The sequence below is a fragment of the Pseudomonas sp. TE31087 genome (assembly GCF_057284075.1).
In genome coordinates this window covers 4,427,257-4,439,807 of sequence record NZ_JBXVNN010000001.1, presented here as the reverse complement: position 1 = coordinate 4,439,807, position 12,551 = coordinate 4,427,257, and the positions used below count along the sequence as shown (strand labels likewise).

At 65.2% G+C, this 12,551-nt stretch carries 13 protein-coding genes; 5 read left to right on the top strand and 8 right to left on the bottom strand.

Going from position 1 to position 12,551, the window contains the following annotated elements:
- Positions 1-2: 2 nt before the first annotated feature.
- Together alr and dadA are read right to left on the bottom strand one after the other, a co-directional pair.
- Complete coding sequence (gene alr / locus ACZ899_RS20070; protein ID WP_234562809.1) at positions 3-1,076, bottom strand: alanine racemase; 1,074 nt, start codon at positions 1,074-1,076, stop codon at positions 3-5.
- A 194-nt stretch (positions 1,077-1,270) separates the two neighbouring features.
- Positions 1,271-2,572, bottom strand: a complete 1,302-nt coding sequence (gene dadA, locus ACZ899_RS20065; protein WP_186732204.1) for a D-amino acid dehydrogenase — start codon at positions 2,570-2,572, stop codon at positions 1,271-1,273.
- A 156-nt stretch (positions 2,573-2,728) separates the two neighbouring features.
- On the opposite strand from dadA, the gene dadR reads away from it, so the two are divergent.
- Complete coding sequence (gene dadR, locus ACZ899_RS20060) at positions 2,729-3,217, top strand: transcriptional regulator DadR (RefSeq protein ID WP_003258963.1); 489 nt, start codon at positions 2,729-2,731, stop codon at positions 3,215-3,217.
- Between the two features lie 4 nt (positions 3,218-3,221).
- Here dadR and ACZ899_RS20055 read toward each other — a convergent pair whose 3' ends face one another.
- A complete protein-coding gene (locus ACZ899_RS20055) occupies positions 3,222-3,575 on the bottom strand; it encodes a YkgJ family cysteine cluster protein (RefSeq protein WP_234562810.1) in 354 nt (117 codons plus the stop codon).
- Between the two features lie 124 nt (positions 3,576-3,699).
- On the opposite strand from ACZ899_RS20055, the gene ACZ899_RS20050 reads away from it, so the two are divergent.
- The gene (locus tag ACZ899_RS20050; protein ID WP_234562811.1) at positions 3,700-4,992 is read left to right on the top strand and encodes an NAD(P)/FAD-dependent oxidoreductase; all 1,293 of its coding nucleotides are present in this window, start codon (positions 3,700-3,702) and stop codon (positions 4,990-4,992) included.
- 146 nt (positions 4,993-5,138) lie between these two features.
- Here the strand turns inward: ACZ899_RS20050 and ACZ899_RS20045 are convergent, their stop codons facing one another.
- Positions 5,139-5,369: a DUF1127 domain-containing protein gene (locus ACZ899_RS20045; protein WP_186712306.1), complete on the bottom strand. Its 231-nt coding sequence runs from the start codon at positions 5,367-5,369 to the stop codon at positions 5,139-5,141.
- A gap of 178 nt (positions 5,370-5,547) precedes the next feature.
- Here ACZ899_RS20045 and ACZ899_RS20040 point away from each other — a divergent pair, with 178 nt between their 5' ends.
- Together ACZ899_RS20040 and ACZ899_RS20035 are read left to right on the top strand one after the other, a co-directional pair.
- Positions 5,548-6,978 (top strand): aminotransferase-like domain-containing protein, encoded by a 1,431-nt coding sequence (locus ACZ899_RS20040; protein ID WP_203649422.1) that lies wholly within the window; start codon positions 5,548-5,550, stop codon positions 6,976-6,978.
- Between the two features lie 60 nt (positions 6,979-7,038).
- Complete coding sequence (locus ACZ899_RS20035) at positions 7,039-8,583, top strand: phospholipase D family protein (protein WP_234562812.1); 1,545 nt, start codon at positions 7,039-7,041, stop codon at positions 8,581-8,583.
- 80 nt (positions 8,584-8,663) lie between these two features.
- Here ACZ899_RS20035 and ACZ899_RS20030 read toward each other — a convergent pair whose 3' ends face one another.
- Complete coding sequence (locus ACZ899_RS20030; RefSeq protein WP_203649418.1) at positions 8,664-9,803, bottom strand: MFS transporter; 1,140 nt, start codon at positions 9,801-9,803, stop codon at positions 8,664-8,666.
- A 100-nt stretch (positions 9,804-9,903) separates the two neighbouring features.
- Positions 9,904-11,397 (bottom strand): aldehyde dehydrogenase, encoded by a 1,494-nt coding sequence (locus tag ACZ899_RS20025; RefSeq protein WP_203649416.1) that lies wholly within the window; start codon positions 11,395-11,397, stop codon positions 9,904-9,906.
- Positions 11,398-11,593: 196 nt separating this feature from the next.
- Between ACZ899_RS20025 and ACZ899_RS20020 the strand changes: the two genes are divergently transcribed.
- Positions 11,594-11,953: a cupin domain-containing protein gene (locus ACZ899_RS20020; RefSeq protein WP_050707521.1), complete on the top strand. Its 360-nt coding sequence runs from the start codon at positions 11,594-11,596 to the stop codon at positions 11,951-11,953.
- A 95-nt stretch (positions 11,954-12,048) separates the two neighbouring features.
- On the opposite strand, the gene rpmG is transcribed toward ACZ899_RS20020, so the two are convergent.
- Complete coding sequence (gene rpmG / locus ACZ899_RS20015; protein WP_003253507.1) at positions 12,049-12,204, bottom strand: 50S ribosomal protein L33; 156 nt, start codon at positions 12,202-12,204, stop codon at positions 12,049-12,051.
- Between the two features lie 10 nt (positions 12,205-12,214).
- The gene (gene rpmB / locus ACZ899_RS20010; protein WP_003258972.1) at positions 12,215-12,451 is read right to left on the bottom strand and encodes a 50S ribosomal protein L28; all 237 of its coding nucleotides are present in this window, start codon (positions 12,449-12,451) and stop codon (positions 12,215-12,217) included.
- Between the last annotated feature and the right edge of the window lie 100 nt (positions 12,452-12,551).

Genomic DNA, 12,551 nt, shown 5'->3' with positions numbered 1-12,551 from the left:
CCTTATTCGCCGATATAGTCCAGTGGCACACGCTTGAGATTGCAGAAGATCTGGTACGGAATGGTCCCGGCCTGCATCGCCACGTCGCTGGCCAGGACTTGCTTGCCCCACAGCTCCACCGGGCTGCCGATGGTGGCCTCGGGCACCTCGGTGAGGTCGACGCAGAGCATGTCCATCGACACCCGGCCGATCAGCTGGGTGCGCTTGCCGGCCACCACCACCGGGGTGCCGGTGGGCGCCTGGCGTGGGTAGCCGTCGGCATAGCCCATGGCGACCACGCCCACGCGGGTCGGGCGCGGGCTGAGGAACTTGGCGCCGTAGCCCACCGGTTCGCCGGCCGGCAGCTCGCGCACGCTGATGATCCGCGATTGCAGGGTCATCACCGGTTGCAGGCGGGCCGCTTCGGCCTGCGCCACCTCGAACGGCGTGGCGCCGTAGAGCATGATGCCCGGGCGCACCCAGTCGCTCTTGATGCTCGGCCAGCCCAGCACGGCCGGTGAGTTGCGCAGGCTGCACTCGGCAGCCAGGCCCTGGCGTGCGGCCTCGAACACGGCGACCTGCTGATCGGTGGCGGCGGCATCGAGCTCGTCGGCGCGGGCGAAGTGACTCATAAGCACGATGCGCGACACCTTGCCGCTGGCCAGTAGGCGCTGGTAGGCGTCGTGGTAGTCCTTGGGGTGCACGCCGACGCGGTGCATGCCGGTATCCATCTTCAGCCAGATGGTCAGTGGCTTGCGTACCGAAGTCTGCTCGAGCGCTTCCAGCTGCCACAGCGAATGCACCACGCACCACAGGTCATGCTCGGCGATCAGCGCCAGCTCGCTGGCCTCGAAGAAACCTTCGAGCAGCAGCAGAGGTGCCTTGATGCCCGCCGCGCGCAGCTCCAGGGCTTCCTCGATGCAGGCCACGGCAAAACCGTCGGCCTCGGGCTCGAGCGCCAGGGCGCAACGCACCGCGCCATGGCCATAGGCGTCGGCCTTGACCACGGCCAGGGCCTTGGCGCCGGTCAGCTCACGGGCCAGACGGTAGTTGTGACGGAGGGCTTGGAGGTCGATCAGGGCACGGGCGGGACGCATGGCGGCAGCCTTCTGGCAGTTCTGGTTTTCGATAAAGCCCCGACGCGGCAGATGGGGGTAGGTACCCACCGCGCCGGGGTGAGGGAACAGGTCAATCGGTGTGAACTTCTTCGCGGGTAAACCCGCTCCCACAGGGGGCAGCACAAACCTGTGGGAGCGGGTTTACCCGCGAGAGGGCCGGCGCAGACGCCCGCTTACTGGTGCGCAGGCGCCGGCTGGCCATGCTTGGCGATCTCGCGGCTGTTGCCATAACGCGAGATGTCCAGGCCTTCGGCACTGATCTGCGGCTTCTTGCGCGCGATCAGGTCCGCCAGCAGGCGACCGGAACCGCAGGCCATGGTCCAGCCCAGGGTGCCGTGACCGGTGTTGAGGAACAGGTTACGGAACTTGGTCGCCCCGACGATCGGGGTGCCGTCCGGGGTGGCCGGGCGCAGGCCGGTCCAGAAGCTCGCCTGGCTCAGGTCGCCGCCGCGAGGATAAAGGTCGTTGACGATCATCTCCAGTGTTTCGCGCCGACGCGGGTTCAGCGACAGGTCAAAACCGGCGATCTCGGCCATTCCGCCGACACGGATGCGGTCGTCGAAACGGGTGATGGCGACCTTGTAGGTCTCGTCCAGTATGGTCGAGGTCGGCGCCATGTCGCCGTTGGTGATCGGCACGGTCAGTGAGTAACCCTTGAGCGGGTAGACCGGGGCCTTGATGCCCAGCGGCTTGAGCAGCTGCGGCGAGTAGCTGCCCAGGGCCAGCACGTAGCGGTCGGCGGTTTCCAGCTTGCCGTCGATCCACACGCCGTTGATGCGGTCGCCGGCGACGTCCAGGCGCTGGATGTCCTGGCCGAAGCGGAACTCGACGCCCAGCTTGATGGCCATCTCGGCGAGCTTGGTGGTGAACAGCTGGCAGTCGCCGGTCTGGTCGTTGGGCAGGCGCAGGGCACCGGCGAGGATGTCCTTCACCCCGGCCAGGGCCGGTTCGACGCGGGCGATGCCATCGCGGTCGAGCAGCTCGTATGGCACGCCGGATTGTTCCAACACGGCGATGTCCTTGGCCGCGGCGTCGACCTGGGCCTGGGTGCGGAACAGCTGGGTAGTGCCCAGGCTGCGGTTTTCGTAGGCAATGCCGGTTTCGGCGCGCAGCTCGTCGAGGCAGTCGCGGCTGTACTCGGACAGGCGCACCATGCGCTCCTTGTTCACCGCATAACGGCTGGCGGTGCAGTTGCGCAGCATCTGCGCCATCCACAGGTACTGGTCGACGTCGCCGGTCAGCTTGATGGCCAGGGGCGCGTGGCGCTCCAGCAGCCACTTGATGGCCTTGAGCGGCACGCCCGGGGCGGCCCAGGGCGAGGCATAGCCGGGCGAGATCTGGCCTGCGTTGGCGAAGCTGGTTTCCATGGCCACCGCCGGCTGGCGATCGACCACCGTGACCTCGAAACCTTGCCGGGCCAGATAGTAGGCACTGGCGGTACCGATCACACCGCTACCAAGTACCAGAACTCGCATTGTTGTATCCCTCGCACGCGGCTCGCCGCAGTCTTTTGTTGAAATGGCATGGATGCGCGCAGTATATGAATCTCAAGCCAGTGCTATTCACTATATAAGCAGCTATATTTGGCGAGAATTCTCGGCAAAATCGCCTTTCACGGAGGGGCATCCCCTATGAGAACCCAGCACCAGAGCAAACGTGAACTGGACAAGATCGACCGCAACATCCTGCGGATCCTGCAGAATGACGGGCGTATTTCCTTCACCGAACTGGGCGAGAAGGTCGGGCTGTCCACCACCCCTTGCACCGAGCGCGTACGGCGCCTGGAGCGCGAGGGGATCATCATGGGCTACAACGCCCGACTCAATCCGCAGCACCTGAAGGGCAGCCTGCTGGTGTTCGTCGAGATCAGCCTGGACTACAAGTCCGGCGACACCTTCGAGGAATTCCGCCGCGCCGTGCTCAAGCTGCCCCATGTGCTGGAATGCCACCTGGTGTCGGGCGACTTCGACTACCTGGTGAAGGCGCGGATCTCGGAGATGGCCTCGTACCGCAAGCTGCTCGGCGACATCCTGCTCAAGCTGCCCCATGTGCGCGAGTCGAAGAGCTACATCGTGATGGAAGAAGTGAAAGAGAGCCTGTGCCTGCCGATCCCGGACTGACCCCTCAGACCAGCACCTGACGGGTCGTGGCGATGAACTGGTGGACCAGTTGCTCGGCCGCAGGCTCGATGGGTTGCGCCGGTCCTCGGCCGCGGGGGCAGGCCAGGCGCGGGGTGGTACCGAACAGTCGGCAGATCATTGGACGTTCTTCATAAACCGTGCAGCCGTTCGGGCCCAGGTGCACGCAGTCCAGGCGCTCCACGGCGGCGTCCTGCTCGGCCTGGGTCTTGCGCGGCAGGCGGGCCATCTCTTCGGCGGACGTGGTGACCGGGCCGCAGCAGTCGTGGCAGCCGGGCTCGCACTCGAACGAGGGAATGAGTTCGCGCAGGAAGTGGATCTTGTGGCGGTTGCAGGACATGACCGAAGACAGAGCGATGAATGTGGCTGGATTATAAGCCCAATCGCGGAGCGCCGATGCGACTTGCCCCGCGAGAGGCCAGCTGCCTATCCTCCCCCTTTCGTCTCAACCCAGGAATCGACCCATGGTCCACAGCGCGCAGCACGCCGCCTCTTACTACGCCGCCAGCAGCGCGTCACACCCAGACCATCCGTTCCTGCAAGGCGAGCACAGCGCCGACGTATGCATCGTCGGCGGCGGCTACTCGGGCCTGAACACCGCCATCGAACTGGCCGAGCGCGGTTTCTCGGTGATCCTCCTGGAAGCCCGCAAGCTCGGCTGGGGCGCCAGCGGCCGCAACGGCGGCCAGCTTATCCGCGGCGTCGGCCACGGCCTGGAGCAGTTTCTCCCGGTGATCGGTGAAGAAGGGGTTCGCAGCCTGAAGCTCATGGGCCTGGAGGCCGTGGAGATCGTCCGCGACCGCGTCGAGCGCCATGGCATCGACTGCGACCTGACCTGGGGCTACTGCGACCTGGCCAACAAACCCGCCGAACTGCAAGGCTTCGCCGAGGACGCCGAGGAACTGCGCAGCCTGGGCTATCGCCACGAACTGCGCCTGGTGCAGCCCGGCGACATGCACTCGGTGGTGGGCTCCGACCGCTATGTCGGTGGCCTGGTCGACATGGGTTCGGGCCACCTGCACCCGCTCAACCTGGCACTCGGCGAAGCCGCCGTGGCCAGCCGCCTGGGCGTTGGCCTGTACGAGCAGTCTGAAGTAACCCGCATCGAGTATGGCCCCGAGGTGAAGGTGCACACCGCCCAGGGCCGGGTGCGCGCCAAGACCCTGGTGCTGTGCTGCAACGCCTACCACAACGACCTCAACCGCGAGCTGGGCGGCAAGGTGCTGCCCGCCGGCAGCTACATCATCGCCACCGAGCCCCTGGGCGAAGAGCGCGCCCGCCAGTTGCTGCCGCAGAACATGGCGGTGTGCGACCAGCGCGTGGCGCTGGACTACTACCGGCTGTCCGCCGACCACCGATTGCTGTTCGGCGGCGCTTGCCACTACTCCGGACGCGACCCGCAGGACATCGCCGCCTACATGCGGCCGAAGATGCTCAAGGTGTTCCCGCAACTGGCCGATGTGCGCATCGACTACCAGTGGGGCGGCATGATCGGCATCGGCGCCAACCGCCTGCCGCAGATCGGCCGCCTGGCCAGCCAGCCCAACGTCTACTACGCCCAGGCCTATTCCGGCCATGGGGTCAACGCCACCCACCTGGCCGGGCGCCTGCTCGGCGAGGCCATCAGCGGCCAGCAGGGTGGTCGTTTCGACCTGTTCGCCAAGGTGCCGCACACCACCTTCCCCGGCGGCAAGCTGCTGCGCTCGCCGCTGCTGGCGCTGGGGATGCTTTGGTACCGGCTCAAGGAGCTCATCTGACACTGATTGGGTGCCGCCTTGTAGGAGCGGCCTTGTGTCGCGAAAGGGCAGCAAAGCTGCCCCAGCAATAGATGCATATAAGCCGAAGCCCGGGGGCCGCTTTGCGGCCCTTTCGCGACACAAGGCCGCTCCTACAGAAGATCGGCTCAATCCTTCCAGAAGGGTTTGCGCCCTTCCTGTCGCGCCTGTTCCCAGGTCAGTCCGATATCGCGCAACTGCCGATCATCCAGCTGCAGCAGCGCCCTGCGGGTCCGCCAGCGATGCAGCATCAGGCCCCAACGACTCAAGCCGGCCGGCGCATTGAAGACCTTGGGCCGCTGACCAGCCTCGAGTTCACCAGGCAACAGTTGCAAGCGCACATCGCTCAAGCCACCCATCACTGCGTTCTCCCATCAGTTGATACCGTGGAGAAAGCATGCGCGCTCGCGCCCTCGACAATACAGAGCCAACCGTGACTTATTATTCCCATACAGAATTGGCGAAAAGTCGGCTGAATGAAGTATTTTCCAGCCATCTGTATCGGTCATCGAGCCGCAAAACGCGCAGGAGTATGCCGTGACGCTATACCTCAACCTCGCCGAACTGCTCGGCTCGCGTATCGAGCAAGGCCTCTACCGCCCCGGCCAGCGCCTGCCCTCGGTGCGCGCCCTGAGCGTCGAGCACGGTGTCAGCCTGAGCACCGTACAGCAGGCCTACCGCCTGCTGGAGGACAACGGCCTGGTATCGCCACGCCCCAAGTCCGGCTATTTCGTCGCCGAGGATCGCCAGCTCCCGGCCCTGCCCGACATCAGTCGCCCGGCCCAGCGGCCTGTGGATATCTCCCAGTGGGAACAGGTGCTGGAGCTGGTCCGCGCCACCCCGCGCCCGGATGTGATCCAGCTCGGTCGCGGCATGCCCGACGTCGACAGCCCCACCCTCAAACCGCTGCTGCGCAGCCTGGCGCAGATCAGCCGGCGCATGGACATGCCTGGCCTGTACTACGACAACATCCACGGCAACGCCCAGCTGCGCGAGCAGATCGCCCGACTGATGCTCGACTCCGGCTGCCGCCTGGGCCCAGCCGACCTGGTGGTAACCACCGGCTGCCACGAAGCGCTGTCGTGCAGCATTCGCGCGGTGTGCCAGCCCGGCGACATCGTCGCGGTCGATTCGCCCAGCTTCCACGGCGCCATGCAGACGCTGAAGGGCCTGGGCATGAAAGCCCTGGAGATCCCCACCGACCCGATCACCGGCATCAGCCTGGAGGCCCTGGAGCTGGCCCTGGAACAGTGGCCGATCAAGCTCATCCAGATCACCCCCAGCTGCAACAACCCGATGGGCTACATCATGCCTGAGGCGCGCAAGAAGGCCCTGCTGACCCTCGCCCAGCGCTACGACGTGGCGATCCTCGAAGACGATGTGTATGGCGACCTGGCCTACACCTATCCACGTCCGCGCACCATCAAGTCGTTCGACGACGATGGCCGCGTGCTGCTCTGCAGTTCATTCTCCAAGACCCTGGCCCCTGGCCTGCGGGTCGGCTGGGTAGCCCCGGGGCGCTACCTGGAGCGGGTGCTGCACATGAAGTACATCAGCACCGGTAGTACCGCCTGCCAACCGCAGCTGGCGATCGCCGACTTCATCGCCGAAGGCCATTACCAGCCGCACCTGCGCCGTATGCGCAGCCAGTACCAGCGCGGGCGCGACCAGATGTGCGACTGGGTGACCCGCCACTTCCCGCCGGGCACCCGCGCCAGCAGGCCCCAAGGGGGCTTCATGCTGTGGGTTGAATTGCCGGAAAGTTTCGATACGCTGCGCCTGAACCGCGCTTTACTGGAGCAAGGCGTGCAGATTGCCGTGGGCAGCATCTTCTCGGCCTCGGGCAAGTACCGCAACTGCCTGCGCATGAACTTCGCCGCCCGGCCCACGGCGCAGATCGAAGCCGCCGTGCGCAAGGTCGGTGAAACCGCCCTTCGTCTACTGGAGGCCGAGCACGGCGGCGGGTAACTTTGCGCCGCCTTCCACGGTCCAACCCCATAAGCCCTTGCTGCACAGGACGATCCACCCTTGAGACTCCAGCGAGCCCTGCCTCTGCTGCTGGCGCTCGGCCTGTTTGGCTGCGCCAGCGTCGGTACACCGCGTGAAGTCAGCCAGGCATTACCGGCAGCCGACTCGGCGTTCGGTCGCTCGGTGCAGCGCCAGGCCGCGCCTTACGAGGGGCGCTCGGGCTTCCGTCTGTTACCCAACAGCAACGAGGCGTTCCGCGCCCGCGCCGAGCTGATCCGCAACGCCCGGAAAAGCATCGACCTGCAGTACTACATCGTCCACGACGGCCTCAGTACCCGCGCCCTGGTCCACGAACTGCTGCGCGCCGCCGACCGCGGCGTGCGTGTGCGCATCCTGCTCGACGACACCACCAGCGACGGCCTGGACAGCCTGATGGGTACCCTTGCCGCCCACCCGAACATCCACATCCGCGTGTTCAACCCGCTGCACCTGGGGCGCAGCACCGGCGTCACCCGCGCCGTGGGGCGACTGTTCAACCTGTCGCGCCAGCACCGGCGCATGCACAACAAGCTGTTCCTGGTGGACAACAGCATGGCCATCGTCGGCGGTCGCAACCTGGGCGACGAGTACTTCGACGCCGAGCCCAACCTCAACTTCACCGACATCGACCTGCTGGGCGTTGGCCCGGTGGCCGAGCAGCTCGGCCACAGTTTCGACCAGTACTGGAACAGCGCCCTGAGCCGCCCCATCGGCGACTTTCTCTGGCGCCGGCCCGATGCCGACGACCTGTTCGCCAGCCGCCAGCGCCTGGAGGTGTCCCTGGCCGAGGCGCGGGTCGAGCGCAAGGCGCTGTATGACCGCCTGATGGCCTACCAGTCGCAGCCGCGCCTGGACGTGTGGCGCAACGAGCTGATCTGGGCCCATAGCCAGGCCCTGTGGGATGCGCCGAGCAAGGTGCTTGCGGACAATGAGCCAGATCCACGATTGCTGATGAGTCGGCAGTTGGCCCCGGAGCTGAACGGTGTGCACAAGGAACTGATCCTGGTCTCGGCCTACTTTGTCCCGGGCGAACCGGGGCTGCTGTACCTGACCAGCCGCGCCGACGCCGGCACCTCGGTCAAGCTGCTGACCAATTCCCTGGAGGCCACCGACGTACCGGCCGTGCACGGTGGCTATGCGCCCTACCGCCGCGCCCTGCTCGAGCATGGCGTGCAGCTATACGAGCTACGCCGTCAGCCTGGCGCCCCACGGCCACGGCTGGGCTTGCATGGCAGCTCCGATTCGAGCCTGCATAGCAAGGCCATGGTGTTCGACCGACGCAAGACCTTCATCGGTTCGTTCAACTTCGACCCGCGCTCGGTGCTGTGGAACACCGAGGTCGGGGTGCTGGTGGACAGCCCGGAGCTGGCCGAATACACCCGCGACCTGGCCGTGCAGGGCATGGCGCCTGCGCTGAGCTACCAGGTGAAGCTGGTGGACGGGAAACTGGCCTGGGCGACCGAGGACAATGGCCAGCGGCATATGCTGGTGACCGAGCCCGGAGGGATATGGCGACGCTTCAACGCCTGGATCAGCAAGGCGGTCGGGCTGGAGAAAATGTTGTAGAACGCATCGCGGGGCAAGCCCGCTCCCACGCCAGATTGCGTTCTGGCGTGGGAGCGGGCTTGCCCCGCGATTGCAATCGGTCAGGCAGAAGCAGGCTCGAAGGCATCCCGCCGCCGGGTCAACACCACCAACCCCGCCGCACCCACCGCCATCAGCAACGGCAGCGCGTGCCCGCTGATCCACTGGCTCCCCGCCCCGGCCAGCAACGGCCCAAGAAGGCAACCGATGCCCCACAGCTGCGCCACGTGGGCATTAGCCCGCACCAGCTCGTCATCCCGGTAGCGCTCGCCGATCAGCACCAGCGACAGGGTGAACAACCCACCCGCACTGGCACCGAACAGCACCCACAGCGGCCAGATCACCGGGGTATGCAACAGCAAGGGAATCGCCAGACTGGAAACCAACAAGGTCAGTGCGCAACCACTGAACAGCGTGCGCCGCGACATGCGGTCGGCCAAGGCGCCGATGGGCAACTGCAGCACCGCATCTCCGACCACCACGGTACTGACCATGAACAGCGCCACCTCCGTGGTGAACCCCTGTTGCAGGCAATACACCGGCAGCAGGGTGAGGATCATCGCTTCGAACGCCGCGAACAGCGCAATGGCCCATGCGATCACTGGCAAGCGCCGACAGAACCCGAACAGGTCGCGGAAAGTAACGCTACAGGCCTCGGTACTCGGTGCCCCACCTCGGCCCAACAGGATCAACGGCGCAACCAGCAACAGCCCGGTCGCCGCCCAGAAACCAAAGTCGTCGTCCGAACCGAGAAAGCCCAGCACCAGCGGGCCGGCCAGCTGGCTCAGGGCATAGCTGCTGCCGTACAGCGCCACCAATCGGCCACGCCACTGCTCGACCACCAACTGGTTGATCCAGCTTTCGCCGAGGATGAACACCACGGTCAGCGACATGCCGATCATCAGCCGCAGCAACAGCCACAGCGGGTAGCTGGGCAACAGCGCCACCAAGCCGATGGACAGTGCCCCGCCCCACAGGCACAGGCGCATGGCGGCCGGGACGCCGATCCAGCCGGCCAGACGGCTGGCAATGGCAGCGCCGACCAGCACGCCAAGCGCCGGCATCGCCGCCATCACGCCGATGGCGAACCCGCCGTAGCCCCAACCCTCCAGGCGCAGGGACACCAGCGGCATGCTCACACCGAGCGCGAGCCCGACACTGAGCACCGACGCCAGGACGGCAAAGTAGGTTCCCCAACGCATAGCGGCCTCCGGAAAAAATCTGGCAAAAAGCATCGCGGGGCAAGCCCGCTCCCACGACTGACGTGGGAGCGGGCTTGCCCCGCGAAAAGACGCTACCTGATTACAGCTTGATCCAGGTCGCCTTCAGCTCGGTGTACTTATCCAGCGCATGCAGCGACTTGTCACGGCCGTTGCCCGACTGCTTGAAGCCACCGAACGGCGCGGTCATGTCGCCGCCGTCGTACTGGTTGACCCAGACGCTGCCGGCGCGCACGGCGCGGGCAGTCTTGTGGGCCTTGGAGATGTCCGCGGTCCAGATGCCGGCGGCCAGGCCATACGGCGTGTCGTTGGCGATGGCGATGGCTTCCTCGGCGGTGTCGAAGGTGATCACCGACAGCACCGGGCCGAAGATCTCTTCCTTGGCGATCTTCATGGCGTTGGTCACGCCGTCGAAGATGGTCGGCTCGACATAGGTGCCACCAGTCTCTTCGAGGATACGCTTGCCACCGGCCAGCAGCTTGGCGCCGTCCTGGTGACCGGCGTCGATGTACGACAGCACGGTGTTCATCTGCTGGGTGTCGACCAGCGCACCGACGGTGGTCGCCGGATCCAGCGGGTTGCCCGGTTTCCAGGCCTTGAGGGCCTCGACCACCATGGGCAGGAACTTGTCCTTGATCGAACGCTCGACCAGCAGGCGCGAACCCGCGGTGCAGACCTCGCCCTGGTTGAAGGCGATGGCGCTGGCGGCGGCCTCGGCGGCGGCCTGCAGGTCAGGGGCGTCGGCGAAGACGATGTTCGGGCTCTTGCCGCCAGCTTCCAGCCAGACGCGCTTCATGTTCGACTCGCCCGCGTAGACCATCAGCTGCTTGGCGATCTTGGTGGAGCCGGTGAACACCAGGGTGTCGACATCCATGTGCAGGGCCAGGGCCTTGCCCACGGTGTGGCCGTAGCCTGGCAGCACGTTCAGCACGCCTGCCGGGATACCGGCCTCGATGGCCAGTTGGGCGATGCGGATGGCGGTCAGCGGCGATTTTTCCGACGGTTTCAGGACGATGGAGTTACCGGTGGCCAGGGCCGGGCCCAGCTTCCAGCAGGCCATCAGCAGCGGGAAGTTCCACGGTACGATGGCGCCGACCACGCCTACTGGCTCACGGGTCACCAGACCCAACTGATCGTGCGGGGTCGGGGCGACTTCGTCGTAGACTTTGTCGATGGCTTCGGCAGTCCAGTGGATGGCCTGGGCCGCGCCCGGAATGTCGATGGAGGAGGAGTCACCGATCGGCTTGCCCATGTCGAGGGTTTCGAGCAGGGCCAGTTCCTCGACGTGCTTGCGCAGCAGGTCGGCGAAGCGGATCAGCTTGGCCTTGCGCTTGGCCGGGGCCAGGCGCGACCAGACGCCGGATTCGAACACGGCGCGGGCGTTGTCGACGGCGCGGTTGGCGTCGGCCAGGTCGCAGCTGGCGACCTTGGCCAGGAAGCGTCCGTCCACCGGGCTCAGGCAGTCGAAGGTTTCACCGGATGCGGCATCGGTGTATTCGCCGTTGATGAAGGCACGGCCTTCGATCTTCAGTTGCTGGGCACGCTGTTCCCAGTCCGCACGAGTCAGGGTGGTCATAGGAAACTCCTCTCTTGTTAAGGTGCAACGCCGCACTGAGGACTCACGGGCGCTGTCAGAAATTCTGGCCGGGCGACGAACGCACACCGGCATCCGACACCCTAAACCAGGGCGGACAAACTATCAATATATTTGACACGAATGGCCTAAACGCCTACTGATGTGCATTTTATTAAACAACAACAGGGTAATCACCATGAGCATCGCCAGTATCGTCGACTTTGCCCAGGTTCTCACCGAGGCCGAACGCTACCGCCCGGCGGCGGAGAAAATCCTCAAGGGCGAGCCTGACCAGGCTGTCTACAACCACTATTCCAGCCCTTGCGGCCAGTTCGCCGCCGGCGTCTGGGAGGGCGAGGTGGGCCAGTGGACGGTGAGCTATACCGAACACGAGTACTGCGAGATCGTCCAGGGCGTGTCGGTGCTGCGCGACCAGGAAGGCAACGCCAAGACCCTGCGTGCCGGTGATCGGTTCGTCATCCCGGCCGGCTTCAAGGGCACCTGGGAAGTGCTGGAGCCCTGCCGCAAGATCTATGTGCTGTTCGAGCAGAAGTAACCTTGTGGGAGCGGGCTTGCCCCGCGATTGCCGATTCGCAGGCATAAAAAAACCCGCCACCTTGCGGTAGCGGGTTTTCTCAGGTCGCCGATCAATTACTTGATCTTGGCTTCCTTGTACACCACGTGCTTACGGACGACCGGATCGTATTTCTTGATCTCGATCTTGTCCGGGGTGGTGCGCTTGTTCTTGTCGGTGGTGTAGAAGTGGCCGGTGCCGGCACTCGAAACCAGACGGATCAATTCACGCATGACGTTCTCCTTAGAACTTTTCGCCGCGAGCGCGCAGCTCGGCCAGCACTACGTCGATACCACGCTTGTCAATGACGCGCATGCCTTTGGCGGATACGCGCAGACGCACGAAACGCTTCTCGGACTCAACCCAGAAACGGTGGTGCTGCAGGTTCGGCAGGAAACGACGACGGGTTTTGTTGTTTGCGTGGGAAATGTTGTTCCCGGTTACTGGACCCTTACCAGTAACTTGACAGACTCTCGACATGACTCAGCCCTCTAAAACCACATGCCCAACCCGGCATGGGTTGGCCGCTTAATCTCTCAGTCTTTGGCGCCAGGCGCCGTGATTCTGGAGGTCTTATCGA